The sequence below is a fragment of the Mycobacterium conspicuum genome (assembly GCF_010730195.1).
In the GTDB taxonomy this organism is placed as follows: Bacteria; Actinomycetota; Actinomycetes; order Mycobacteriales; family Mycobacteriaceae; genus Mycobacterium; species Mycobacterium conspicuum.
Genome location: NZ_AP022613.1, coordinates 1,411,687 through 1,436,124, shown reverse-complemented (window position 1 = coordinate 1,436,124; position 24,438 = coordinate 1,411,687). Strand labels below are relative to the sequence as shown.

Annotated in this window: 21 protein-coding genes and 3 pseudogenes; 9 read left to right on the top strand and 15 right to left on the bottom strand. The window is 65.0% G+C overall.

Annotated elements, in window-relative coordinates; translation table 11 throughout:
• Window positions 1-151: 151 nt before the first annotated feature.
• Window positions 152-1,195, top strand: a complete 1,044-nt coding sequence (locus tag G6N66_RS06895; protein ID WP_085232251.1) for an NAD(P)-dependent alcohol dehydrogenase — start codon at window positions 152-154, stop codon at window positions 1,193-1,195.
• Here the strand turns inward: G6N66_RS06895 and G6N66_RS06890 are convergent.
• On the bottom strand, window positions 1,190-1,576 hold the full coding sequence (locus G6N66_RS06890; RefSeq protein WP_085232252.1) for a DUF3349 domain-containing protein: 387 nt from the start codon (window positions 1,574-1,576) through the stop codon (window positions 1,190-1,192). The two genes, G6N66_RS06895 and G6N66_RS06890, sit on opposite strands and share 6 nt — an antisense overlap.
• A gap of 136 nt (window positions 1,577-1,712) precedes the next feature.
• Between G6N66_RS06890 and G6N66_RS06885 the strand changes: the two genes are divergently transcribed.
• From G6N66_RS06885 to G6N66_RS06875, 3 genes are read left to right on the top strand one after another with little or no spacing between them, the layout of a single operon-like run.
• Window positions 1,713-4,355, top strand: coding sequence for an FAD/NAD(P)-binding protein (locus G6N66_RS06885; protein ID WP_085232253.1), 2,643 nt, complete (start codon window positions 1,713-1,715; stop codon window positions 4,353-4,355).
• Between the two features lie 19 nt (window positions 4,356-4,374).
• A complete protein-coding gene (locus G6N66_RS06880; RefSeq protein ID WP_085232254.1) occupies window positions 4,375-4,869 on the top strand; it encodes a hypothetical protein in 495 nt (164 codons plus the stop codon).
• A 38-nt stretch (window positions 4,870-4,907) separates the two neighbouring features.
• Entirely contained in the window at window positions 4,908-5,144 is a 237-nt protein-coding gene (locus G6N66_RS06875) for a hypothetical protein (RefSeq protein WP_085232255.1), read from the top strand.
• Here the strand turns inward: G6N66_RS06875 and nrdF are convergent.
• On the bottom strand, window positions 5,141-6,103 hold the full coding sequence (gene nrdF, locus G6N66_RS06870; RefSeq protein WP_085232256.1) for a class 1b ribonucleoside-diphosphate reductase subunit beta: 963 nt from the start codon (window positions 6,101-6,103) through the stop codon (window positions 5,141-5,143). The genes G6N66_RS06875 and nrdF overlap by 4 nt on opposite strands.
• A gap of 122 nt (window positions 6,104-6,225) precedes the next feature.
• Window positions 6,226-6,852 carry a TetR/AcrR family transcriptional regulator gene (locus G6N66_RS06865; protein ID WP_139825132.1) on the bottom strand — a complete coding sequence of 209 codons (627 nt, stop codon included), beginning with the start codon at window positions 6,850-6,852 and terminating at the stop codon, window positions 6,226-6,228.
• Between the two features lie 50 nt (window positions 6,853-6,902).
• On the opposite strand from G6N66_RS06865, the gene G6N66_RS06860 reads away from it, so the two are divergent.
• Window positions 6,903-8,477 carry a phytoene desaturase family protein gene (locus G6N66_RS06860; RefSeq protein WP_163645792.1) on the top strand — a complete coding sequence of 525 codons (1,575 nt, stop codon included), beginning with the start codon at window positions 6,903-6,905 and terminating at the stop codon, window positions 8,475-8,477.
• A gap of 128 nt (window positions 8,478-8,605) precedes the next feature.
• Here the strand turns inward: G6N66_RS06860 and G6N66_RS06855 are convergent, their stop codons facing one another.
• The gene (locus G6N66_RS06855) at window positions 8,606-9,190 is read right to left on the bottom strand and encodes a TetR/AcrR family transcriptional regulator (protein ID WP_085232259.1); all 585 of its coding nucleotides are present in this window, start codon (window positions 9,188-9,190) and stop codon (window positions 8,606-8,608) included.
• A 90-nt stretch (window positions 9,191-9,280) separates the two neighbouring features.
• Between G6N66_RS06855 and G6N66_RS06850 the strand changes: the two genes are divergently transcribed.
• Window positions 9,281-10,156: an SDR family NAD(P)-dependent oxidoreductase gene (locus G6N66_RS06850; protein WP_085232260.1), complete on the top strand. Its 876-nt coding sequence runs from the start codon at window positions 9,281-9,283 to the stop codon at window positions 10,154-10,156.
• Here the strand turns inward: G6N66_RS06850 and G6N66_RS06845 are convergent.
• From G6N66_RS06845 to G6N66_RS06815, 9 genes and pseudogenes are all read right to left on the bottom strand, one after another.
• Window positions 10,143-11,684, bottom strand: a complete 1,542-nt coding sequence (locus G6N66_RS06845) for a flavin-containing monooxygenase (protein ID WP_085232261.1) — start codon at window positions 11,682-11,684, stop codon at window positions 10,143-10,145. The two genes, G6N66_RS06850 and G6N66_RS06845, sit on opposite strands and share 14 nt — an antisense overlap.
• 121 nt (window positions 11,685-11,805) lie before the next feature.
• Window positions 11,806-12,567 carry a TetR/AcrR family transcriptional regulator gene (locus tag G6N66_RS06840; protein WP_372515888.1) on the bottom strand — a complete coding sequence of 254 codons (762 nt, stop codon included), beginning with the start codon at window positions 12,565-12,567 and terminating at the stop codon, window positions 11,806-11,808.
• Between the two features lie 60 nt (window positions 12,568-12,627).
• Window positions 12,628-14,379 (bottom strand): hypothetical protein, encoded by a 1,752-nt coding sequence (locus G6N66_RS06835; RefSeq protein ID WP_085232262.1) that lies wholly within the window; start codon window positions 14,377-14,379, stop codon window positions 12,628-12,630.
• 37 nt (window positions 14,380-14,416) lie between these two features.
• A pseudogene (nrdE, locus tag G6N66_RS30345) lies at window positions 14,417-16,033 on the bottom strand (class 1b ribonucleoside-diphosphate reductase subunit alpha); the annotation flags it as partial.
• Between the two features lie 24 nt (window positions 16,034-16,057).
• A pseudogene (locus G6N66_RS30340) lies at window positions 16,058-17,263 on the bottom strand (LAGLIDADG family homing endonuclease); the annotation flags it as partial.
• A pseudogene (locus tag G6N66_RS30335) lies at window positions 17,252-17,809 on the bottom strand (ribonucleotide reductase N-terminal alpha domain-containing protein); the annotation flags it as partial. The pseudogenes G6N66_RS30335 and G6N66_RS30340, both read right to left, overlap by 12 nt.
• The gene (gene nrdI / locus G6N66_RS06825) at window positions 17,779-18,258 is read right to left on the bottom strand and encodes a class Ib ribonucleoside-diphosphate reductase assembly flavoprotein NrdI (protein WP_085232430.1); all 480 of its coding nucleotides are present in this window, start codon (window positions 18,256-18,258) and stop codon (window positions 17,779-17,781) included. The gene nrdI and the pseudogene G6N66_RS30335, both read right to left, overlap by 31 nt.
• Window positions 18,259-18,340: 82 nt before the next feature.
• A complete protein-coding gene (locus G6N66_RS06820; RefSeq protein WP_085232264.1) occupies window positions 18,341-18,580 on the bottom strand; it encodes a redoxin NrdH in 240 nt (79 codons plus the stop codon).
• Between the two features lie 462 nt (window positions 18,581-19,042).
• Window positions 19,043-19,615, bottom strand: coding sequence for an NAD(P)H-dependent oxidoreductase (locus G6N66_RS06815; protein WP_139825133.1), 573 nt, complete (start codon window positions 19,613-19,615; stop codon window positions 19,043-19,045).
• Between the two features lie 90 nt (window positions 19,616-19,705).
• Here G6N66_RS06815 and G6N66_RS06810 point away from each other — a divergent pair, with 90 nt between their 5' ends.
• Both G6N66_RS06810 and G6N66_RS06805 read left to right on the top strand, forming a co-directional pair.
• Window positions 19,706-20,290 carry a TetR/AcrR family transcriptional regulator gene (locus tag G6N66_RS06810; RefSeq protein ID WP_085232265.1) on the top strand — a complete coding sequence of 195 codons (585 nt, stop codon included), beginning with the start codon at window positions 19,706-19,708 and terminating at the stop codon, window positions 20,288-20,290.
• Entirely contained in the window at window positions 20,278-21,303 is a 1,026-nt protein-coding gene (locus tag G6N66_RS06805) for a DNA polymerase IV (protein WP_163645791.1), read from the top strand. The genes G6N66_RS06810 and G6N66_RS06805 overlap by 13 nt, the downstream gene beginning before the upstream one ends.
• On the opposite strand, the gene G6N66_RS06800 is transcribed toward G6N66_RS06805, so the two are convergent.
• Together G6N66_RS06800 and G6N66_RS06795 are read right to left on the bottom strand one after the other, a co-directional pair.
• Entirely contained in the window at window positions 21,274-22,161 is an 888-nt protein-coding gene (locus tag G6N66_RS06800; protein WP_085232267.1) for an SDR family oxidoreductase, read from the bottom strand. The two genes, G6N66_RS06805 and G6N66_RS06800, sit on opposite strands and share 30 nt — an antisense overlap.
• A gap of 17 nt (window positions 22,162-22,178) precedes the next feature.
• Window positions 22,179-22,823 (bottom strand): TetR/AcrR family transcriptional regulator, encoded by a 645-nt coding sequence (locus tag G6N66_RS06795; protein WP_085232268.1) that lies wholly within the window; start codon window positions 22,821-22,823, stop codon window positions 22,179-22,181.
• 127 nt (window positions 22,824-22,950) lie between these two features.
• On the opposite strand from G6N66_RS06795, the gene G6N66_RS06790 reads away from it, so the two are divergent.
• Window positions 22,951-24,432, top strand: a complete 1,482-nt coding sequence (locus G6N66_RS06790; RefSeq protein WP_085232269.1) for a cytochrome P450 — start codon at window positions 22,951-22,953, stop codon at window positions 24,430-24,432.
• Window positions 24,433-24,438 lie beyond the last annotated feature (6 nt).

Genomic DNA, 24,438 nt, shown 5'->3' with positions numbered 1-24,438 from the left:
TCGCGGAACGGCTTCCTCCCGCTGCACCTCGCCCAGTGGAGGGCGGTTCGTTACCGAATCGACCTAGGCTGGTGACCAAGCCGATTGGCACCAAAACGTTACCTTAGCTAAGCTTTTCTCAGATCTGACGAAACGAAGAGGGATTCCACACATGAGCTCAACCGTCACCGCGTACGTCGCCACCTCGGCGACCGCGCCGCTGACCAAGACCACCATCACCCGCCGCGAGCCCGGCCCGCACGACGTGGCGATCGACATCAAGTTCGCCGGCATCTGCCACTCCGACATCCACACCGCCAAGGGCGAGTGGGGCGTGCCGAACTACCCGTTGGTGGTCGGCCACGAGATCGCCGGTGTGGTGACCGCCGTCGGCTCGGCGGTGACCAAGCACAAGGTCGGCGACCGCGTCGGGGTGGGCTGCATGGTGAATTCGTGTCAGCAGTGCCGCTACTGCAAGGCGGGCCTTGAGCAGTACTGCGAGCCCGGCGCGACGTTCACCTACAACTCCATCGACAAGGACGGCACGCCCACCCTTGGCGGCTACAGCCAGGCCATCGTCGTCGACGAGAACTTCGTCCTGCGCATCCCCGACGCGCTGCCGCTGGACAACGCGGCGCCGCTGCTGTGCGCGGGCATCACGCTGTTCTCGCCGCTGCGGCACTGGAAGGCCGGGCCGGACACCCGCCTGGCCATCATCGGCCTGGGCGGCCTCGGGCACATGGGCGTCAAGCTGGGCGCGGCGATGGGCATCAAGGTCAGCGTGCTGTCGCAGTCGCTGAAGAAGATGGAGGACGGGCTGCGCCTCGGGGCGAGCGAGTACTACGCCACCGCCGACCGTGCCACCTTCAAGAAGTTGCGCAACAGCTTCGATCTGATCCTGAACACCGTCTCGGTGAAGCTGCCGATGACCGACTACCTGGGGCTGCTGGACGTCGACGGCACGCTGGTCGAGCTGGGCGTCCCCGAGCATCCCATGGAGGTGCCGGCGTTCCCGCTGTTCGTGAAGCGACGCAGCCTGGCCGGCTCCAACATCGGCGGCATCGCCGAAACCCAGGAGATGCTCGACTTTTGCGCCGCGCACGGCGTGACTCCCGAAATCGAGGTCATCGACCCGGATTACGTGAACGAGGCCTACGAGCGGGTGCTGGCCAGCGACGTGCGCTACCGCTTCGTGATGGACATCGCGAAGCTATGACGGACTGCGCAGCCGCGCGGCAACCTCTTCGGCGGCTTCGCCGTCTTCGTCCCCGGGGACGAGCTCGCTGACGTCGATGCCGGCCAGGGGCCAGCCCGCGGCGGCCAGGGTGGCGGCCACCCGCCGGACGTTCTCGGGCCCGGCGTCGTGGTGGGTCAGCTCCGAGATCTTCTCGGCGATCTCGTTGCCATCGACGGAGCCGTCCGCGGTCAGGTTCGTGACCACCTCGACGATCTGCTCGTGGGTGAGCGGCGTGCTGCGCAGCAGCGCGAACAGCGGGACCTGGTCGGGGCCGGGCACGCCCTGGGGGTAGCCGACCTGCAGCCAGCGGATGACCGACCGGAGGAAACCTGGGTGGTGAGAAGAATCGGTGTTCGTCACGCCATCAGTCTCACGGTCGTGGCAGGACAGCGCTAGCGCGGCGTCCCCGCGTCCCGACAATTCATATTCCGTTCACGACCATGTTCATCTGGCTTTAGAATCGCCGGGCCTTGCCCGCAGGAGATAACCTTCGGGAATGTTGCGCGTCGCGATCGTGGGTGGCGGCGCCGGGGGGGTGCTCACGGCGATTCATCTGCGCCGCAGCAAACCTGACGCCCAGATCACGCTGATCGACGCGTCAGGTTGTCCCGGCACCGGCGCCGCCTATGGCACCAAGGATCCCACCCACCTGCTGAACGTTCCCGCGAACCGGATGTCCGCGTGGCCCGAGGATCCCGACCACTTCTGCCGCTGGCTCGACGACCATGCCGTCGTGTCGGCGCAAAGCTTCGCACCTCGGCTGGCGTACGGCCGCTACCTGCAAGAACAGCTCAATGGCGCCGACGTGCGGACCCAGACCGACGAGGTGGTCCGGCTGACGCCGGGCACGCCGGTGTGTTTGGCACTCGCCGATGGACGTGCCCTGACAGCCGACGTCGTCGTGCTCGCGACCGGGCGGCCCAAGGGCGGCATGCCCGAGTCGTTGGAGCGCGCCTTCGCTCCGGTGCTCGAGGCCGGCGCCGACGGGAAGATCGTGGTCGATCCGTGGGCGCCCGGGGTGCTCGCGGCCCTTGGCGCGCGCCGGCCCGCGAGCGTGCTGGTGATCGGTTCGGGACTCACCGGCGTCGACGTCGCGCTGCCCCTGATAGCGCGCGGCGCCGCGGTCACCCTGCTGTCCCGTCACGGCACGCTGCCGCACCGCTTCCGCGCCACCGGCGCGCCAACCGAGCTGCCCAACCTCGATGCGTTGTCGGGCGCGGTTTCGCTCGAACAGTTGCGCGCCGCGCTTGCCGCGGATCTCGCGCACGCGCGCGGGGCCGGCGCGGATTGGCGACAAGTGATCGACGCCCTGCGACCCCGTACGACCCGGCTGTGGCGGTCGTTGGGATGGGAGGACCAGCGCCGGTTCCTGCGAGAAGACTTGCGGCAGTGGGACATCCTTCGCCACCGCATGCCCCCCACCATCGCCGATGCGATCTATTCCGCGATCGACGGCGGCCGGCTGGCCATCGAAGCCGGCGAGGTCGCCGATGTCTCGCTGCACGGCGGTGGCGTCGAGCTGTTGGTGACGACCGACGACGGCTCGGTGCGTCGGCGGGGCGACGCCGTCGTCGTCGCCACCGGGAGCTCATGGGATCGACGCTCCCTGCACCGCTCCCCGCTGTGGTCAAATCTGTTGGCCGACAACATCGCATCCCTGCACCCGAGCGGCGTGGGCGTTCGAGTCGATGCCGACGGCCACCTCATCGATGCGGCTGGGGTCGCGGTGCCCGACATCATCTGCCTCGGCCTGATCCGCCAGGGTGAGGAGTGGGAGAGCACCGCGATTCCCGAAATCCGCTCCCAGGCGGTCGCCATCGCGCGCCTGCTGGCCTCCGATGAGCACGCCACGCGCGAGCGGCCGGTGCGCGCACCCAGCATCGTCAGGGCCGGCCCCGAATTGACCGGCGCCGCAGCGTCATACGCCGAGGGTGTGCGACGCCTACTCTCCGTCCAAGACGGCGCATCGGTCGCCTTTGCCGCCGCGGTCGCCGAGGACCCCCACTACACCCGAGCGCATGTCGCCCTGGCGATGATCGCCACCGAACGGCCCGACCGCGCGGGCGGCCGGGATGCCGTCAGCGGCCATCTCGCTCGGGCCCGCGCGTCGCTCGCGCATGGCGGCGACGAAGACCGCAGCCACGTCGAGGCCATCGCGACCTGGTGCGAGAAGGGCAACGCGGTCGGCACTCCCGCACTCATCGAGCACCTGGAGCGCTATCCGGCCGACGAGGTCGCCTTGCTGGTGCTTGCGCCGTCGATCGCGTTCGCCGGTGCGGGCGATGCGTTGCCGGACGCGTGGCAGTATGTCGAGCGGTTCACCGGCGTGCACGGGGAGGCGCCGTGGTATCTGGGCTTGCGCGCCTATGGCCGAACCGAGCAGGGCCTGTGGTACGACGCGGCCGACCTGGCCGACGCCGCGCTCGAACTCGATCCGGGCAATGGCAATGCCGCGCATGCGCTTTCGCACGTGCACTACGAGACCGACGCGCATGGAGCCGGGCTGAAATGGTTGACGGACTGGATCGCCGGCGACGGCAGCACGCAGCGTTACCTGCCGCACTTTCAGTGGCACGCGGCGCTGCACGAACTCGCGATGGGCGACGCTTCCGCCGCGGCGCGTCGCTATGCGGCGTCTCTCGCGCCGCCGCACTCGAAGGACGTGCGCTGCCTGGTTGACGCCGGTTCGCTCGCGTGGCGGGCGCGCCTGCACCCGGACTGGGTCACTCCCCCCGACCCGATGCCGCTGCTCAAAGAGGTTGGCTCGCTTGCCTATTCGCCGCAGACACCGTTCATCGCGTTCCACGCGCTGCTGGTCCTGGCCGCCGCCAACGATCCGGCCGCGATCCGGGCGATCAACGTTCCGGGCGCGACGGACGCGCAGGCAGCGACGTTGCGTTTGATCGGCGAGGGCCTGATCGCGTTGACGGAGGGTGAGCCGCGCACCGCGCTCGACTATCTCCTCGAATCGCTGCCCGGGCTCCCGGCGATCGGCGGCAGCCGGGTGCAGCAAGAGGTGATCCTCGAAACCGCTTTGGCCGCGATGCTTCAACTCGGAGCGCCGGGTCAGGCGGCGCGCCTGTTGTCGCGGCATCGCGCCGCGCCCGCGCCGCAGGTGACCCGCGGCGCGGTGAACTGATGACTCTGGTGGCGTCCCAATGAGCAATGGTGAGGCCCCCGTGGGCGCGATCGACTTTCGCCGCGCCCTGGCGCTCATCCAGCACGGCGAGCGCGGAGACGAAGCCGCCATGCGCGTCATCGTCGACGACGAGGTAGTTCCGGCCGACGGGCTGGACCAGGTGGTCCGCGCGACCGTCGCGATCCTCTGGCAGCTGGTGGCTCAACTGTGTGAACAGGACGAGGTCGCGGAGATCGGCGCAATGTTGACCGCGGCGTCAACGGCCGACGAGGCCGACCTCGACCGGCAGAATCGGCTCGTGGCTCGGATTGCCCTGGCGCAACATTCCGGAAAACCCAGCGCCGAGTATGCGGTGCTGCGTGAAGCAGGCACGGTGCCGGACGGCCTGGTCCAGCTGGCGCTCACCGCCGCCGGCGTGGTGCCGGCGCTGCTGCCGCAGTTGCGCACCGATGCCGGTCGGCAGCTGCTGAACAATTTGGCGATGCAGGCTCTGCGCGAGGAGAGCGGCGGATAAACGATGAACCGCGGGCCGGCGCCGCTCGTGTTGTTCACATGCGCGATATCGAGACCATCGACCGCGAGCTGCGAATGCAGGCCAGGGCGTGGAGCGTCGCTCGCGAGTTCGGCGTGCGGACCACCACCGCGGACATCGACCGGTTGCTTGACGAGCGGATCCAATGCCTGGCGGGGAAGAAACTCGGCGCCGAAAGTGTCCCTACTTTAGGCCGGGCCGACCCCGTCAACTCCCCCTGCGACGGTGTGGTCGGCCCGACTCATGTCAAGAGTTAGAAGTCCCAGTCCTCGTCCTCGGTGACGACGGCCTTGCCGATCACGTAGCTCGACCCCGACCCCGAGAAGAAGTCGTGGTTCTCGTCGGCGTTGGGCGACAGCGCCGAGAGGATCGCCGGGTTCACGTCGGTCTCGTCGCGCGGGAACATCGCCTCGTAGCCGAGGTTCATCAGCGCCTTGTTCGCGTTGTACCGGATGAATTTCTTGACGTCTTCGGTCAGCCCGACCTCGTCGTAGAGGTCCTGGGTGTACTCCACCTCGTTCTCGTACAGCTCGAAGAGCAGCTCGTAGGTGTAGTCCTTGATGTCGGCGCGCCTGTCGTCGTCGACCAGGGCCAGACCGCGCTGGAACTTGTAGCCGATGAAATAGCCGTGCACGGCCTCGTCGCGGATGATCAGCCGGATCAGGTCGGCGGTGTTGGTCAGCTTGGCCCGGCTCGACCAGTACATCGGCAGATAGAACCCGGAATAGAAGAGGAAGCTTTCCAGCAGCACCGAGGCCACCTTGCGCTTGAGCGGGTCGTCGCCCCGGTAGTAGTCGATCACGATCTGCGCCTTGCGCTGCAGGTTGACGTTCTCCTCCGACCAGCGGAAGGCGTCGTCGATCTCCGACGTCGAGCACAAGGTGGAGAAGATCGAGCTGTAGCTCTTGGCGTGCACCGACTCCATGAACGCGAAGTTGGTGAGGACAGCCTCCTCATGCGGCGTCAGGGCGTCGGGAATCATGCTGACCGCGCCGACCGTGCTCTGCACGGTGTCCAGCAGCGTCAGCCCGGTGAACACCCGCATCGTCAGCTGCTTCTCGCTGGCGTTCAGCGTGGCCCACGACGGGAGGTCGTTGGACACCGGCACCTTCTCGGGCAGCCAGAAGTTTCCGGTCACCCTCTCCCAGACCTCGGCGTCCTTGTCGTCTTGCACCCGGTTCCAGTTGATCGCCGAGGTCCGGTCAATCAGCTTCATTCCATCACTCACCAGAACCCCACCTCACCTGCTGGTTTGGATTAGCTACTTAGGCCACAGACACTACCCCTGGTGTCCGACAAGCCGCGGCAACACAAGGGCTTGTGTTTCCCGTGTCGCGGTCAGTCGAGCCCCGCCTGACGCAAGGTATGCGTGAGACCGTCCTCCAGGGCGCTCAACGCGATGTCGGTGAGCCGGCTCAGTTCGTCGACGTCGTTCCCGCCGTGAGACATCCACTCCTCCAGCGCGACGAACACCGCGGTCGCCAAACTGTGCGCGGCGATGTCGGCGATCATGGCGCCATCCGTGCTTTGGTCCGTGGGTTTGGAACGTTGGTGGATGAAGCGGGCGATCTCGTCGGCGACCTGATCGCGCATCCGCCGGATGTGCGTGGTGATGATGTCCTGGTCGAGATCGCGCGATCGGATGGTGGCCGCTTCGCGGACCATCGCGAAGTCAAAAGGAAAGGCGTCCACGGCTTTTCGCACCGACACGGTGATGGGCTCGCCGTGCGGACGCAGCGCCAGCGCGCGGGCGAACCATTCGAAGCCGATGTCGTAGTCGGCGAAGATCACCGCATGCTTGGACGGGAAGTGTCGGTAGAAGGTGCGCTCGGTGACCCCGACGTCGGCGGCGATGTCGGCGACGCTGGTTTGCTGCACGCCGTCGGCGACGAAGCGCTTCATCGCCGCCTGCACGAGGGCCTGCCGGGTGCGCTGACTACGGGACTCCACCAGCACAGCACACACCAAATGTCACCATTGACGCAAATATGTCAGATATGACATTGTGCTGTTTCATGGCCGACTACGACGCGATCATCATCGGAGCTGGGCACAACGGGCTGGTTGCCGCCAACGTGCTGGCCAAAAACGGCGCGAAAGTGCTTGTGCTGGAACGCGCGCACTTCCTCGGCGGGATGGCCGCGACCCGCGAACTGTTCGACGGGTACAAGCACAGCGTCGGCGCCTGGGCGGTGCTGATTTGGCGGCAGGAGATGACCGACCGCCTGGAGCTGACCAAGTGGGGCTTCGAGCTGATGGACCAGTGGACGTCCACCTGCACGTTCGGCGACCCCGAGGACACCCCGTTCGTGATGTACAACGACCTCGAACGCATGGGCCGCCACCTGCTCGACGATCACGGACCCGACGTCGCGACCGCGCTCGGCGGTTTGTTCGCGCACATCGGCCGCTTCGCACCGTATTTCGTCGACTCGGCGTTCGGCGCGCCGCTGGACATCATCGAGGTGATCGCCGCCCAGCCCACGCCGGAGGCCCGCCACGACTTCGCCCAGATGTGGTACGGCAGCACGATGGACACCGTCCGGCGCTTCCTGGCGCCCGACCAGGGCCGCTGCATTCAGGGTTCGCTGGCCGCGATGTCCATCGACGCGTTCGACGGCGGCCCCTGGACGCCGGGCTCGAATGCGTCGACGCTGTATCACTACCTGATCGGTGGCGGCAACGTCGAATACATCATGCCGCGCGGCGGCATTGGCTCGCTGAGCACCGCGTTGTGCCGCCGCGCCGAATCACTGGGCGCCGAAGTGCAGATGAAGCAGCACGTCAAGCAGATCCTGATCACCGACGGACGCGCCACCGGGGTCGAACTACGCGACGGCACAACGATTTCCGCCGACGCCGTGCTGTCCTCGCTCGACCCCTACACGACGTTCGTCAATCTGGCTGGCGCGCAGCACTTTCCGCCCGACTACATCCGCAAGATCAAGGAGATCAACTTCAACCTGGGCTACATTCAGGCGCACCTGACCATCGACCAGGCCCCGCAGTGGATCGAACGGTTGCAGCCCTTCATGCAGGACAACGGCCAGTGGTGCCCCACCGTCGCCTACGCGCCGTCGCCGGAATACATCAGCGACGCGTGGGAGCAATACCGCAAGGGTCAACTTCCCGACGCCCCGCCCACGTACCTGTACATCCCCAGCATGGTCGACTCGTCGCTGGCGCCCGAAGGTAAGCACAGCGCAACGATTTTCACGCCCTACTTCCCCACCGGGCTGGACGCCGACGAAAACCGAAGCTGGAAAGAGCAATACGCCGACACCTGCGTGCAGATCTTCGACAAGTACGCACCCGGCTTCGCCGACTCCGTCACCAACCGCGTCGTGTTCTCCAACCGCTACTTCGGCAGCACGTTCAGCGCGCACGCCGGCGACTACTCACACGGCCTGCTGCAACCCAACCAACTGTGGACCGGCCGCGTCGTCGAGGGCGAGGACAAATTCGCCACCCCGCTCGACGGGCTCTACCTGTGCGGGCAGTGCACCCACCCCGGCCCCGGCGTGACCGGCATCCCCGGCTGGAACGGCGCCGAGGCCGCACTCAAGCACCTCAACGCGCGGGTCTCTTAAACGTCAGTCAAGGTGCCGATCCACTTCCATTCGCTGGTGGGAGTATGACGCAACCTCGCCCTCGATGAAGGCCTTGCAATGGTCAAGGCTGAAGCACGTGTTCCTACCCATGCACCAAAGGATCCCACCTATCGGTAACTGGTGCCCCGTGTCGGCAGCACGGAGATCAGCGTGTCGACGAGTTCCTCGGCGTTGGTGTGCCACTTGTCCAGATCCATGTGACCGCTCAAGTCCAGGCCCGTGATGCCGTGGGCGCTGGTCAACAGGAGCGCCCCATAGCGACTCGCCCGACCCGGGCCGGTGATGCGGCCCACCAAATCCAAAAACAGCGCCTGCGTGCGCTCGGCCGCCTGCCTCGCCGCGGTCGGATCGCCGGCCGGCGGGGTGAACATTAGCCGGTACAGGTGTGGCCGGGTGCGGCCCATGTCGATCAACGACAGCAGGGCGCTACGCAAGGACTCCTTGGGCGGGTCGCCGCTGTTGACCAGCACCTCGAGCGCATCACCCAGTTCGCTTAACGCATTGGTGGCCACGACGGCGAGCAACGATTCCTTGTCGGCGAAGTGGCGATACGCCGCCGACCGCGACACCCCGCTGCGGGCACCGACCTCACGCAAGGTCACCGCCTCGACCCCGCCGAGGTCGAGTAGCGCGCTCGCGCTGTCCAGCAACGACTGGCGCGTTGCCGCAGCACTTTCCGATCGAGTCGCCACCGCCAGAGCATAAGCCGATAGTTAAGTTGACAACGTCAACTCAACTATCTAGTTTGAGATGACGCTGTCAACTTAAATTCGGAGACCGTCATGAATGAGCTGATCGTCGTCACCGGCGCTTCCACCGGGATGGGCGCCGCCACCGCTAAAGAACTGGCCCGCAAGGGATTTCATGTTCTCGCTGGGGTTCGCCGCGAGGCCGACGCCGACGCCTTGGCAGCCGAGGGAATCGAACCGTGCACCCTCGACATCACCGTCGACTCGGACATCGCCGCGATTGCCGAGCGGGTCGCCAACGACTCCCGTCCCCTTCGCGCGCTGATCAACAACGCCGGCATCGCGATCAATGCGCCGATCGAAACGCTGCCGCTTCCCGAGTGGCGCCAGCAGTTCGAGGTGAATCTGTTCGGCCACATCGCGATGACCCAGGCGTTGTTGCCGGCCCTGCTGAGCAGTGCGGGCACCGTCGTGAACATCAGTTCCGTCGGCGGCAAGGTGGTCTTGCCGACTTACGGCGCCTACGCGGGGTCGAAGTTCGCCCTCGAAGCGTTCAGCGATGCGCTGCGACGCGAGGTCGCGAAGTTCGGCATCAAGGTTGTCGTCGTCGAACCCGGGGCGGTCAAGACCCAGATGGTCGAGCGGGGGCTGGCCACCGCCGATCGATTGAAGGCCGCGATGACGGCCGGCCAGCTGGACCGGTACGGGGACCTCGCGGAAGCCGTTGCTGCGCAAGCCGAGTCGTTTACCGAAACCGGCGTCTCCGCCGAACATGCCGCCAAGGTGATCGCCAGGGCGGCGACCTCGTCTCGTCCGCGCACGCGCTACACCATCGGGCGCGACGCCGCGATCCTGCTGCGGGTGGCGCAGGTAGTGCCCGACCGGGTTCTCGATCGAATCATCCTGGCGGACTTGCGGTCCCGCTACGCCAAGCGCTCGACGCGAGACGCCGCGGTCAGTTCGCGCTAGCCGCCGGACGGCGCTTGCCCACCCCTAGGAACTCGTATTCCTCGGGTTTGATCGCACGGGTGGCGCGCCAGTACTGCCAGGTGTAGCCACCCCAGAGCACGGTGTTCTTGCCGTGCTCGTCGAGATACCAACTGGCGCAACCGCCGGTGTTCCACACCGAGCGCTTCAGCTTCTCCTGCAGCTCGTCGTTGAAGCGGTCCTGCGCGGCCCGCGTCGGTGCCAGTGCCTGGGCTCCCAACTTGTCGCAGTTCTTGATGGCGTCGGCGACGTAGCGAATCTGGGATTCGATCATGAACACCACCGAGTTGTGGCCCAGCCCGGTGTTGGGCCCCAGCAGGAAAAACAGGTTGGGCATGTTGGCGACGGTGATGCCGCGGTGCGCGCCGATGCCCTCGCGGTTCCACCGGTCCACCAGGTCCTCACCGTGCTGCCCCTTGATCTGGACGTAGGTGTAGGAGTCGGTGACGTGAAAGCCGGTGGCGTACACGATCACGTCCACCTGGTGTTCGGTGCCGTCGGCGGTGACGATGCCGTCGCGCGTGATGCGGGTGATGCCGTCGGTGATCAGTTCGGTCTTGGGATCCGCGATCGAGCGGTAGTAGTTGTTGGAGAACAGTACTCGCTTGCAACCCAACCGATAGTTGGGTGTGAGCTTGCGGCGCAGGGCACGATCATGGACCTGACGGCGAATGTTCCACTTGCCCGCCCTCTCACCAAGCGTGAGCAGTCCCTGATGGTCCATCATCGCCATGCCGAGGGCTTCCTGGGTCCAGTAGATGCCCAAGCGGAGTAGTGCCCGGGTACCGGGCACACTGGCGAAGACGTTGCGGAGCCAGCCGGGGATCGCATTGTTGGTCCGCGGCAGGACCCACGCCGGGGTGCGCTGGTACAGCTGTAGCTGCGCGACCTGTCCCACGATCTCGGGCACGATCTGGATGGCGCTGGCACCGGTTCCGATCACCGCCACCCGCTTGCCGGTCAGATCGACGCTGTGGTCCCATTCCGCGGAATGGAAAGCGGCACCGCCGAATTCGTCGCGGCCCTCGATGTCGGGGAACGATGGCACGTGCAACGCGCCGGCGCCGGAGACCAGGAACTGAGCAACGTATTCGCGCCCGTCGGTGGTGAACACGTGCCAGCGGTACTCGTCGTCGTCCCAATAGCCGCGGTCAACCTTGGAATTGAACTCGATGTGGCGGCGCAGCCCGTACTTCTCGGTGACCCGCTTCAGGTAGTCCCAGATCTCCGGCTGATACGAGAACAAATGCCTCCAGTCCGGCTTCGGCTCGAAGGAAAACGAGTACAGGTGCGACGGGATGTCGCACGCGCAGCCGGGGTAGCTGTTGTCGCGCCAGGTGCCGCCGACGTCGTCGGCCTTCTCCAGGATGACGAAGTCCACGCCTTGCTTCTGCAAGGCGATGGCCATTCCCAGGCCGGAGAATCCGGTCCCGATGATGACGGCGCGGGTGTGCACCGGTCGCTTGTCGGCTTGCGTCCGAGAAGCTTCTTCTGTCACGACGTCGGTCATGGTCGATTGGTCTTTCTATCGGCGTGTGCATCGCGGTATACCGGCTAAATACCCAGTACCCAGGGTATCGGTTACATCGAGTCTTGACGACCGCCGAGACGATGTCAACGTCGCCTGAGTCTCAGCTGGCGGCGGGGTTGCTGCGCACCGCGCTGTGGATCGGCTGGTCGGGGTCCACCGCGATGCCCAGCGCCTCGGCGGTGCCGACGATGACCCCCATCATGATGGTGCTCAAATGAGCGACGAACTGCTCGCGCGGCATCCGGCGCGGACTGTCGGGCTCCGCGCCGAGCCACCACTCGGTCGACGAAGCGGCCACCCCGAAAGCCGCGTGTGCGGCCAACTCCAGCGCCGCATGGTCCAGTTCCATGTCCTTGAGCTCGTTGTCGAACATGTCGGCGATGGTCAGCGTGATCTGACGGCCCTCGTTGAGGGTGCGCACGGTGGACTCGGTGGTGGCCCCTGAGCGCGCCGAGATGAACACGCGCAGCACGTTGGGATGCTTGTCGACGAGGATGACGTACTCCTCGACGCTGCGCCGGATGATCTCGCGGGCCGAGTCGGTGGCGAGGTTGATCGACGGGAAGATCGCGGCCCACAACATGTCGCGCAGCCGCTCGCCGATCGCCTGGAACAGGTCCGACTTGTCGTGGAAGTGCCGGTAAATCTTCGGTTTTGCGGTGCCGGCCTCTTCTGCGATTTCCCGCACACTCAGCTCGGGGCCCTGGCGGTCGATGGCGCGGAACGCCGCGTCGACGATTTCGCTGCGCACCTTCTTGCGATGTTCGCGCCAGCGTTCGCTGCGCGCGTCGACCTTCTTCCCGGGCTTGATGCTCGGGTGCGGTGGCCGGGGCGGCCTTGGAGGTCGAGGTATTCTCACCACGTCAAGCACCTTACGCCGTTGCACAGCCTGACCTGGGCAGACTGCATTGCCCGCTCGCAACTACGACGCTTCAGCAGCAGGCGCGCCCGGTGCCTGCGGCTGGTCAACACCAATAAGACTCCACATAGCCTGCTGGCGGAGATCTAACTCCTCAGCAGGCTTGTTTGCCAGTGCGAGACAAAAGTACGGATTTGTGGCCGGCCGGACGCGCACCACGAAACCGTTGCCTTCTCCTCGATCGAGGGCTGCGATGGCTTCGGCGCCATTCACCGGCGTAGCTGCCGGGTCGATCACATAGACCGGACCCAGCGACAGCGTTCTACCCCCAACAGTGATTTCATGGTCACTTGGCATTCTCAACACCAAAAGTCGCGGGGTGCTGAGGTCAACACGCAACTCTTCGCTGTCTTGGCCATCGAGGGAAAATGCAAGTTCCTTGGCCCCAGGATGCGCGACGATGTGCCCCTGAACGAGTAGTCGGGCGACCCGTAGCTCAACACGCTCCTTGAAAGTGACTTCCGCAGGGAGGTCGAAGAACTGGCCGCAGTAGCGCTGGACAATGTCGAGGTCCTCCGCCAACTGCTCGATGATCAGATAATCGGTGTCGTTGTCGGCTGCGATGCCAGGCACCTGCGTAACCGAGGTTACTAATTGGCCGTCGATGTGAACCTCGATCCGAGGAGCGAAGCGGACGAGGCGCGCAAGAGCAAGCGTTTCTTGAACGACCACAGGTCGGCCCGGCCGGCTCAGGTCGACCGTCATGTGAGCGCCTACTTTCACCCGAGTCGGCTCGTCCCGCCGTACCGCTTCGAAAGGAATCAGGAACTTGAGGTGCAACCGCTCATCACAGAATTTGCCTTCGATGGAACCACCGGCAGTCCCAATGTCGGCATGGGTTACACAGCCTTCGTGCGATGCGATGTTTTCACCGTTCGTGTCAAACAGCCTCAATTCCAAGAGCTTCCCAACCCCGGGCGTGTCCGATAGCCGCTCAAGTCGCACATCCGCAGGCGGGTGGTCGCCAGCGATGAATTTCGGTCCTTCGATATGGATAGCGGTAACCGCGGCCCCCGGTATGGCGATCGCATCGGAAGTTCCGTATAAAATTGCCCGGTCGATCGTTTCGCGCGCCTCCATGGGCAATTTTTCAAGGTCGCCTGCCACCCTCAATGAAACCGGGCTGTTTATATGCGCCCGTTCATGCTGCGGCCGAAGCGACCACGTCGTGCAATCACCCACTCGGGCGAAGTCAAAGGTCCAGTCGGGATCTGTTGAGTCAACAACCCCGCCCAGACCTTGGACGCGCTGGGCGAGGTCATCTATGCCGCCGAAAAGGCATGCGCGCTCCTGCCCGTAAAGCTCCGCATATTCCCTCATCGCGTCCCGTTGGAACCATCGGTCGACGTCAGGGAAGTCCGCCAGCAAGTTGTCGAGCTCGTCCCGATCCATGATTTCGATCTCGGGCCCATCGCGCACTGCCAACGCTCGTACCCAATTGTGCTCGGGAGTCGTTGCAACGCTTGGAATTACGAGCGTCCACACATCGGGATCATTTTCGAGCGCGGTTTCGAACGACTCCTTGATCTGCGGTCGGCGCGTACGCCAGCCACCAGAGAAGCCTCCGGGAAAGTATTTGAGCTGGTAGATGATGAGTCGTCCGTCGTCGATCACTTCGATATCGATACCACTGTCACCGCCGCGACCGTTTACCGCACGGACCCGAGCATTCGTCCCGCGGTGACGCCGCAATATCAGCGCCTCGATCACACGGTCGAAGTTGACCTGACCAATGCTTTCCCAATCAATACTCATCGAATCGAATCTCTAATTCACTCCGACGACACCGCGCCTACAGCATGCAGCTGACGCAGCCCTCCACTTCAGTCCCTTCCAGCGCCATCTGCCGCAGCCGGATGTAGTACAGCGTCTTGATGCCCTTGCGCCACGCGTAGATCTGCGCCTTGTTCACGTCGCGGGTGGTGGCGGTGTCCTTGAAGAACAACGTCAGCGAAAGCCCTTGATCCACATGCTGAGTGGCCGCCGCGTAGGTGTCGATGATCTTCTCGTAGCCGATCTCGTACGCGTCCTGGTAGTACTCCAGGTTGTCGTTGGTCATGTACGGCGCCGGGTAGTAGACGCGGCCGATCTTGCCTTCCTTGCGGATCTCGACCTTCGACACGATCGGGTGGATCGACGACGTCGAGTGGTTGATGTAGGAGATCGACCCGGTCGGCGGCACCGCCTGCAGGTTCTGGTTGTAGATGCCGTGCGCCTGCACGGATTCCTTCAGCCGGCGCCAGTCGTCCTGGTTCGGGATGCGGATGTTCGCATCGGCGAAGAGCTGACGCACCTTTTCGGTCTTCGGCTCCCAGACCTGCTCGGTGTATTTGTCGAAGAACTCCCCCGACGCGTACTTGGAGTTCTCGAAGCCCTTGAAGTGCGTGCCGCGCTCGATCGCGATGCGGTTCGACGCGCGCAGCGCGTGGTAGAGCACCGTGTAGAAGTAGATGTTGGTGAAGTCGATGCCCTCTTCGGAACCGTAGAAGATGCGCTCGCGCGCGAGGTAGCCGTGCAGGTTCATCTGCCCCAGCCCGATCGCATGAGAGTCGTTGTTGCCCTGTTCGATTGAGGGCACCGACCAGATGTGGGTCTGGTCGCTGACGGCGGTCAGCGCGCGGATCGACACCTCGATGGTCTGGGCGAAGTCCGGCGAGTCCATCGTCTTGGCGATGTTCAGCGACCCCAGGTTGCACGAAATGTCTTTGCCCACTTTGGCATACGACAAATCCTCGTTGAACAGCGACGGCGTCGACACCTGCAGGATCTCCGAGCACAGGTTGGAATGCGTGATCTTGCCTTCAATGGGATTAGCTCGGTTGACCGTATCTTCGAACATGATGTACGGGTAGCCCGACTCGAACTGCAGCTCGGCCAGCGTCTGGAAGAACTCCCGCGCCTTGATCTTCGTCTTGCGGATGCGGGCGTCGTCGACCATTTCGTAGTACTTCTCGGTCACCGAGATGTCGGCGAACGGCACGCCGTAGACCCGCTCCACGTCATAGGGCGAGAACAGGTACATGTCGTCGTTGCGTTTGGCCAGCTCGAAGGTGATGTCGGGAATCACCACGCCGAGCGAGAGCGTCTTGATCCGGATTTTCTCGTCGGCGTTCTCGCGCTTGGTGTCCAGGAACCGGTAGATGTCGGGGTGATGGGCGTGCAGGTACACCGCGCCGGCGCCCTGACGCGCGCCGAGCTGGTTGGCGTAGGAGAACGAGTCCTCGAGCAGCTTCATGATGGGGATGACGCCCGAGGACTGGTTCTCGATGTTTTTGATCGGTGCGCCGTGCTCGCGAATGTTGGTCAGCAGCAATGCAACTCCGCCGCCCCGCTTGGACAGCTGCAGTGCAGAGTTGATCGATCGCCCGATCGACTCCATGTTGTCTTCGATGCGAAGGAGGAAGCAATTATGTACGACCATGCCACGAATCGTGTACGTATGGGTGTCCTCGACGTGGAGGTTATAGACCTCCGTGGGAACGTCGTCTGTGCGCCTCAATTCACGGATTCCATACACGTGCCTGCCATGTACGACCTGAGTTGTCGTCCGCGAAGTCCCCTTCTGGCCGACGTAGTTGTGCAGGTTCTTGCCGACGTCAAAGATGAAGTCCTCGTTGGCGCCGGGCAGGCCGGGCACGAAGACCTGGCCGGTCACATTGCCAGACCGGTTGGTGTACTGGCGAACTCGAGACATGATGCCCATCCGGCGCAGCAAGAGTTGCACCTGATCAATCAGCTCCGGATTCACCAAGTCGAGCACCATGCCACCGGTGGTACTGCAGCCGTCGCCGCGGAACAAGCCGGCGAGCAATCCACGCTGGAACTCTTCGTCGGCCGTCAGGATCTCGTGGGACAACCGTTTCAGGTGATAGCCGGTGCCAACCATGGACAGGAAGAGCGACGCAACGACCTTGCTGTTGCAAATCATGCGCACCGACTGGTCCGACACGCTCTGATGTATGGCGAGGTCCGCCGCGAACACTCGCTTGAACGCCGCCGCCAACTCCTGCTGGTACTCGAGTTCGTGCGTGCCGATCGTGAAGTGGATGCCGTTGGGGGTCCGGTCGGTGGGTCCCGACCGCTTGGAGATATGGCCTTCGGCGACGTACCAACCGAGAATGAGGCCCAGGTCGTACGACTCTTCGACGTAGCGATTCACTGACACGAAACGCATGGAGTGGCGCTGCTTGTTGCGGTGCTTCCGATCGCAATTGACCTTCCGGATCAGCCCGTCGACCTCTTCATATTCGCCCGCGCCGGCGTATTCCATCAGGTCATAGACCCGCCGTGCCCGTCCCGCCAACGGCGCTGCCGTCACGATGAAGTCCGTCGGATGAATGTCTTTGGCAGCCAACCAAACGAATCCATTGAAGGGGTCAGCGCCGTCGCCCGCGATGAGTGTCTGCACATCACGCGTGGTCCACACCAGGATCGGATGCTCGGGAGTGCACAGGATTGGCTCCCTGTGCCCGAAGTGCGAGATCGAGATGAGTGCTTGGTCGTTGGGGTTCTCGATCACGGACTCGACGACGGAGAAAGACCCGTCGTGGGAAAGCACCCGGTCACCTGCGCGCAGGGTCTCGATCGCCCGCGGCCCGTCGGGGGTATCCACCGGCGTTCCGGCAGGAAAGCAGCTCACCGGCTCACCGCGCTGCTTTTTGCCCGAATTCAAAAACGTCGGGGTGGCCGGTTGGAACCGGCCGTCGATGATCTCGTCGACCAGCTTCTCCGCCAGCCCGGTGTCGCCGGCGGCCAGCGTCAGTGCAACCATCACGACCCGGTCCTCGAAGCGTTCCAGGTAGCGCTTGCCGTCGAACGTCTTCAGCGTGTAGGAGGTGTAGTACTTGAACGCCCCGAGGAACGTCGGGAACCGAAACTTCTTGGCGTAGGCCCGATCCAGCAGCGTCTTGACGAAGTTGCGTGAGTACTGGTCGAGAACCTCGCGCTCGTAGTAGTTCTCCTTGATCAGGTAGTCGAGCTTCTCGTCCTGATTGTGGAAGAACACCGTGTTCTGGTTGACGTGCTGCAGGAAGTACTGATGGGCGGCTTCCCGGTCCTTGTCGAACTGGATCTTGCCGTCCTTGTCGTACAGGTTCAGCATCGCGTTGAGCGCGTGGAAGTCAGTCTCGTCGGGCAGCACGTGCGCGCCGGACGTTACAGGCTCTGTAGTGACGGTTGGTGGCACGTCTGTTCCTTCCAGAATTCGTCGAGTCCCACGCGGACGGCGTCCACATCGTCCGGGGTTCCCGTCAGTTCGAAGCGGTAGAGGTACGGGACGCCGCACTTGCCGGCAACCACGTTGCCCGCGTAGCCGAATTCGGCGCCGAAGTCGTTGTTGCCGCCGGCGATGACGCCGCGGATCAGGGAGCGGTTGCGCTCGTCGTTCAAAAAGGCGATGACCTGCTTGGGGACGTAGCCACCATCGCTGATGTGTGGATTAATCCGCCCGCCGCCGTAGGTCGGCAACACCAGCACGTACGGCTCGTCGACCGTGATGCGTCCGTGCAGCGGTATCCGCGTGGCGGGAACACCCAGCTTCTGCACGAAACGATGGGTGTTCTCCGACACGGAGGAGAAATAGACCAGTGACGATCGCAAGCACGGCGCAACCGGGCGCAGCGGGTCGTCGCTCATCCAATCCAGGTTGCGTCCCGGGATGTCCATGCTCTCCATGGCACCGCAACCTCCTTAACTCACCGCACCCATGCTCCGCGCGCTATGCGGTCAGCACGGCCTCGGAGAGCGCCTTGATGCGGTCGGGCCGAAAACCCGACCAGTGGTCGTTGCCCGCCACCACGACGGGAGCCTGCAGGTAGCCCAGTGCCATCACGTAGTCCCGCGCCTCGGAATCCACGCTGATGTCGACCTTCTCGTACGCGATGCCCTGCTTGTCCAGCGCCTTGTAGGTCGCGGTGCACTGTACGCATGCGGGCTTGGTGTACACAGTGATGCTCATCTGAGATACCGCTCCTTTGCGGAAGGGGGAACTTGATCACGGACTGGCAACTACTTCGGTGCAACTTCTGAGCTATGTTCAGCGGTCCGGCAAGTCCAAGGATTCCCGTCCTGCGGCCGCCTGGGTCGAAGTCGTGACTTCGACGCATGCGGGCCGATTCCGAGAGGTCCGCAGAGGTCAAGCTGACCTCGGAGGACTTTGTGATCCTGGGATCCTGCCGACCTGCGAAACACTACACCTAGTGGGTGACAAGTGGCCGAGATACAACATGTTCTGAATAACAATTTTGAAATTCCCTGGTCGTTACGCTTTGCCTGGCGCGCCGCTCGGCGTGTCGCAGGTCACAAGCCCCGCCGGCGGCGCCTCTGCATCCAGGTGTAGCAGCGGGCACCGACAACTTCGGCCCCCGCTCGTTGCCGGGGCTCACAGCCAGCAAAGCCGCCAGTCGCAACTGAACCCTTGTCAGCCGACCTCTGCAGCGAGCTTGCCGACGACGTCGCGCACGCTGTCCGACAGCTCGGCGTGCTCCGCTGGCGCCTTGCCGTCCAGGGTCTTGAACGGCACCGACAGCTTGATCGCTTCGACCACCCGAGCACCGGCGATTCCGAACGACTTGCGGGTGTCGTCGTGCGCCCAGACCCCGCCGTATCGGCCAAAAGACCCGCCGATCACGGCCAACGGTTTGCCCTTCACCGCGCCGTTGCCGAAGGGCCGCGATAGCCAGTCGATCGTGTTCTTGACCACCGCGGGGTAGCTGCCGTTGTACTCGGGGGTCACCACCAGGACGGCATCCGCCTCGGCCGCCGCTGCCCGCAAGGCCTCGACCGGAGCGGGCGAATGCTCGAGGGCATCGTTGGTCGCATCGTCGATTTCCTCGTTGTAGAACGGCAGGTCCCCCAGCCCGTCGAACACCGTAACGGTGACGCCTTCTGGAGCCACCTCGGCCGCCAGGTGCGCGATCTGTCGATTGATCGACGCCGCACGCAGGCTGCCCACCAGCGCCAAAACCTTGATGTCCGAACCCTCTGGTGCCACGTCTGATTCCCCTTCGGTTGTTGGTCTCCATCCTTCCACGATTGAATCGGACTCTAGTCCGGTTTATTCCTGCCGAGCTAAAGTGCGGGAGTGGTCGAATTGCCGGTGTCCGCCGCGCCGGAGAGAAGCGACGCGGCGCGCAATCGCGCGTTGTTGATCGACGCCGCACGCGACCTGGTCACCACCCGCGGCGCCGACGCGGTCACCATGGATGACGTCGCCGCGGCCGCCGGCGTCGGCAAGGGCACGCTGTTCCGCCGGTTCGGCAGCCGGGCGGGCCTGATGCTGGAGCTCCTCGACCAGGACGAACGGGCCAGTCAGCAGGCATTTCTCTTCGGTCCGCCGCCGCTGGGCCCCGACGCGCCGCCGCTGGACCGGCTGGTGGCGTTCGGCCGGGAGCGGATCCGTTTCGCGCACACGCACCGCGCGCTGCTGTCCGCGGCCCACCGCGATCCCCGCTCCCGCTACGGGCCCGCCGCCGCGGTCCTGCACACGCACGTGCGGGTGCTGCTGGCCTCGGCGCGCACCAGCGGTGACCTCGACGCCCAGACCGACGCGCTGCTGGCCCTGCTCGACGTCGACTACGTCGAGCATCAACTCCACGATGGCGGACACACGCAGCAGAGCCTGGGCGACGCGTGGGAAAACCTGGCACGCAAGCTGTGCGGACAGTGATCGTCCTGCACGTCGACCTCGACCAGTTTCTGGCAGCGGTGGAACTGCGCCGGCGGCCGGACTTGGTGGGGCTGCCGGTGATCGTCGGCGGCAACGGCGATCCGACCGAACCCCGCAAGGTCGTCACCTGTGCCTCCTACGAGGCCCGTGAATTCGGCGTGCACGCGGGCATGCCGTTGCGCAGCGCGGCCCGTCGTTGCCCGGACGCGACCTTTCTGCCGTCGGATCCGGCCGCCTACGACGCGGCGTCCGAGGAGGTGATGGGTCTGCTGCGCGACCTGGGGCATCGGGTCGAGGTGTGGGGCTGGGACGAGGCGTACGTGGGCTTGCAAACCGGAGACCCCGCCGAGGTCGCCGAGCAGATCCGCACCGTCGTGCTCGCCGAAACGGGACTGTCGTGCTCGGTCGGCATCAGCGACAACAAACAGCGCGCCAAGGTCGCCACCGGCTTCGCGAAACCGGCGGGCGTCTTCACCCTCACCGATGCGAATTGGATGTCCGTGATGGCCGACCGTCCGGTCGACGCACTCTGGGGCGTCGGCCCGAAGACAGCGAAAAAGCTTGCCGCCCTTGATATCACAACGGTCGGGCAGCTTGCGCGTGCCGACGCCGAGCTGTTGACGTCGACGTTCGGTCCGCGCACGGGCCTGTGGCTGTTGCTGCTCGCCAAGGGCGGTGGCGACACCGAAGTCAGCGCCGCGCCCTGGGTGCCGCGCTCCCGCAGCCACGTCGTCACCTTCGCCCGCGACCTCACCGACCGGGCCGAAATGGACCAAGCCGTAAGCGATTTGGCCCGACGAACCCTGCAGGACATGGTGGCGGAAGGACGGGTCGTCGCGCGGGTCGCGGTGACCGTGCGCACCGCCACGTTCTACACCCGCACCAAGATCCGCAAGCTGCCCGAGCCGGGCACCGAGCCGGATGTCGTTGTCGCTGCGGCGTTAACGATCCTGGACCTGTTCGAGCTGGACCGGCCGATCCGGCTACTCGGGGTGCGACTGGAGCTCGTGTAGCGCCGGGGCGGGCCGCAGCGCCCGCGTGAAGATCACGTTGACCCGGCGCATCGCCACGCTGTAGGGCCACCACGCCAGCCTCTTGAACGCGTACAAGGCCCGGATGTCCGCCGACGTGTAGATCAGGTATCGGTTCTTGGCGACGCCGGCCAGGATCTTCTCGGCCGCCTTCTCCGCTGACACCGCATGCCCGCTGAACCGGTCGACCCAGCGGCTGACCTTGGGGTCGTCGCGATCGACCCCGGCGATCTCGACGGTGTTGACCAGCGGGGTCTGCACCGCGCCGGGCACCACGACCGACACCCCGATGCGGTGCCGGGCCAGGTCGAAGCGCAACACCTCGGACAGGCCGCGCAATCCGAACTTGCTGGCGCTGTAGGCCGCGTGCCACGGCAGCGCGACCAGGCCCGCCGCCGATGACACGTTGACCAGATGGCCGCCCCGGCGCGCGGCCACCATCGGCGGCAGGAACGCCTCGATGACGTGGATGGGGCCCATCAGGTTGATCGAGACCATCCGGCTCCACTGATCGTGTGTGAGCCGGTCAACGGTCCCCCACGCAGACACGCCCGCGATGTTCAGCACGACGTCCATGCTGGGATGGTTGGCGTGGATATCGGCCGCGAACGCGGCCACCTCGTCGTAGTTGGACACATCCAGCACCCGGTGCTCGGGCACCTGCGCGCCGAGCGCGCGGGCATCGGCGACGGTGCGGGCCAAGCCATCCGAATCGCGGTCGGTCAGATACAGTTCGGCGCCCTGCGCAGCCAGCCGCAGCGCGGTCGCGCGGCCGATGCCGCTGGCCGCGCCGGTGACAAAGCACCGTTTCCCCTCGAAGTACCGCCCCGCCTTCGCCATGGTCGTGACGATACTGCCTAGCCCTGCCCGCCCCAGAGCGCGTTCAGCCACAACTGCTCGAGCACCCGCACGCGGCGCTCCAAGTCATGATCGCGGCCGGCGAGGATGGGGTCACCGGTCAGCACCAACGCGGTCGCGCCGGCCAGGGTGCGGACCAGCGTCGGGATGTCGTCGGAGATCGGATGCGCGGTGCCGGCGGTCATCTCGGCTTCGACGATGCCGACGATCTGGTGCAGCACCACCTCGAATTGTCGATCGAGAATGTCGCGGATCTGAATGTCGGTGTGGCGCGCGACATTACAGGCCTCCATCACCGGGTCGTTGTGCGCATAGACCGCGGCCGCGCTGCCCACCATCCGTTTGGCGAACTGCTCCGGCGACTCGCCCGGCCCCCGCGGAGCGAAGTACTGCGTGAGTTCTTCGAGTTCTTCGGCGGCCTCGGCCATGATCTGGGCGAGCACCGCGTACTTGGAATCGAAGTAGAAGTAGAAGCCCGAGCGCGCCACCCCGGCGCGCAGGCTGATGGTGCTCACCGAAAGTTCGTCGAACGGTTTCTCCTGCAGCAGCTCGCGCACCGCGGCCATGATCGCCTGCCGGTGCTTGTCACCGCGGCGCCGCCCGGCGGGCACGGCCTGCTCCGGATTCACCGCGGTGTTATCCATCTTTCTGACCTTTCACTACGGCGCGCGAAAAGCAAACTTGACAGGCGTCAAGTTTGTCCCGAAGGATAGTCGAAGAGTGACAGGTGTCACGTGACTGACCTGATCCCGGGCACGCAAAGGAGCGTTTATGGCCGCCACCATCAGCACCCCGCACTACCTGCTTGACCAGGCGCGGCGCCGCTTTACCCCGTCGATCAACAACTTCCCCGGCATGGGCCTGGTGGAACGGCGGCTGCGGAACACCGAGTTCCCGGAGCGCACGCTGGCCGAACCGCCGCCCGGTAGCGGCCTCAAGGCGGCCGTCGGCGACGCGGGGCTGCCCGTCATCGGTCACCTCATCGAGATGTTGCGCGGCGGGCCCGACTATTTGATGTTCCTCTACAAGAACAAGGGCCCCATCGTCTACGGGGACTCGCCGGTGATGCCGACCGTCGCGGCGCTGGGGCCGGACGCCGCACAGGTCATCTACTCCAACCGCAACAAGGAGTACTCCCAGCAGGGCTGGGTCCCGGTGATCGGGCCGTTCTTCCGTCGCGGGCTGATGCTGCTCGACTTCGAGGAGCACATGTTCCACCGGCGGATCATGCAGGAGGCGTTCGTTCGCTCGCGGCTGGTCGGCTACGTCGAGCAGATGGACCGGGTGGTGTCGCAGGTGATCGCCAACGACTGGGTGGTCAACGACGCGCGCTTCCTGCTGTACCCGGCGATGAAGGAGTTGACCCTCGACATCGCCTCGATGGTGTTCATGGGCCATGAGCCCGGCACCGACCGCGAGCTGCTCACCAAGGTCAACAGTGCGTTCACGACGACGACCCGGGCCGGCAACGCGATCATCCGCACCGGCGTGCCGCCGTTCACCTGGTGGCGCGGGCTCAAGGCACGCGAACTGCTGGAAAACTACTTCGAGGCCCGCGTCCGCGAGCGTCGCGGCAAGGAGGGCAACGACCTGCTCACGGTGTTGTGCCAGACCGAGGACGAGGACGGCAACCGGTTCTCCGACGACGACATCGTCAACCACATGATCTTTTTGATGATGGCCGCCCACGACACGTCGACGTCGACGAGCACGACGATGGTCTACCACCTGGCCGCCCACCCGGAGTGGCAAGAACGGTGCCGCGACGAGTCCGACCGCCTGGGCGATGGGCCGCTGGACATCGAGTCGCTGGAGAAGTTGGAGTCGCTCGATTTGGTGATGAACGAGTCGATCCGGCTGGTGACCCCGGTGCAATGGGCGATGCGGCGCACGGTGCGCGACACCGAACTGCTGGGCTATTACCTGCCGGAGGGCATCAATGTCATCGCATATCCGGGTCTGAATCACCGCCTGCCGGAGTTGTGGACCGACCCGATGAAATTCGACCCGGAGCGGTTCACCGAGCCGCGCAGCGAGCACAAGCGGCACCGCTACGCGTTCTCGCCGTTCGGCGGCGGCGCACACAAGTGCATCGGAATGGTGTTCGGGCAGTTGGAAATTAAGACGATCCTGCACCGGCTGCTGCGCCGCTACCGGCTGGAGCTTCCCCGGCCCGGTTACAAGCCGGTCTGGGACTACGGCGGCATGCCCGTACCGAAGGACGGCATGCACATCGTGTTGCGCCCGCTGTAATTTCGG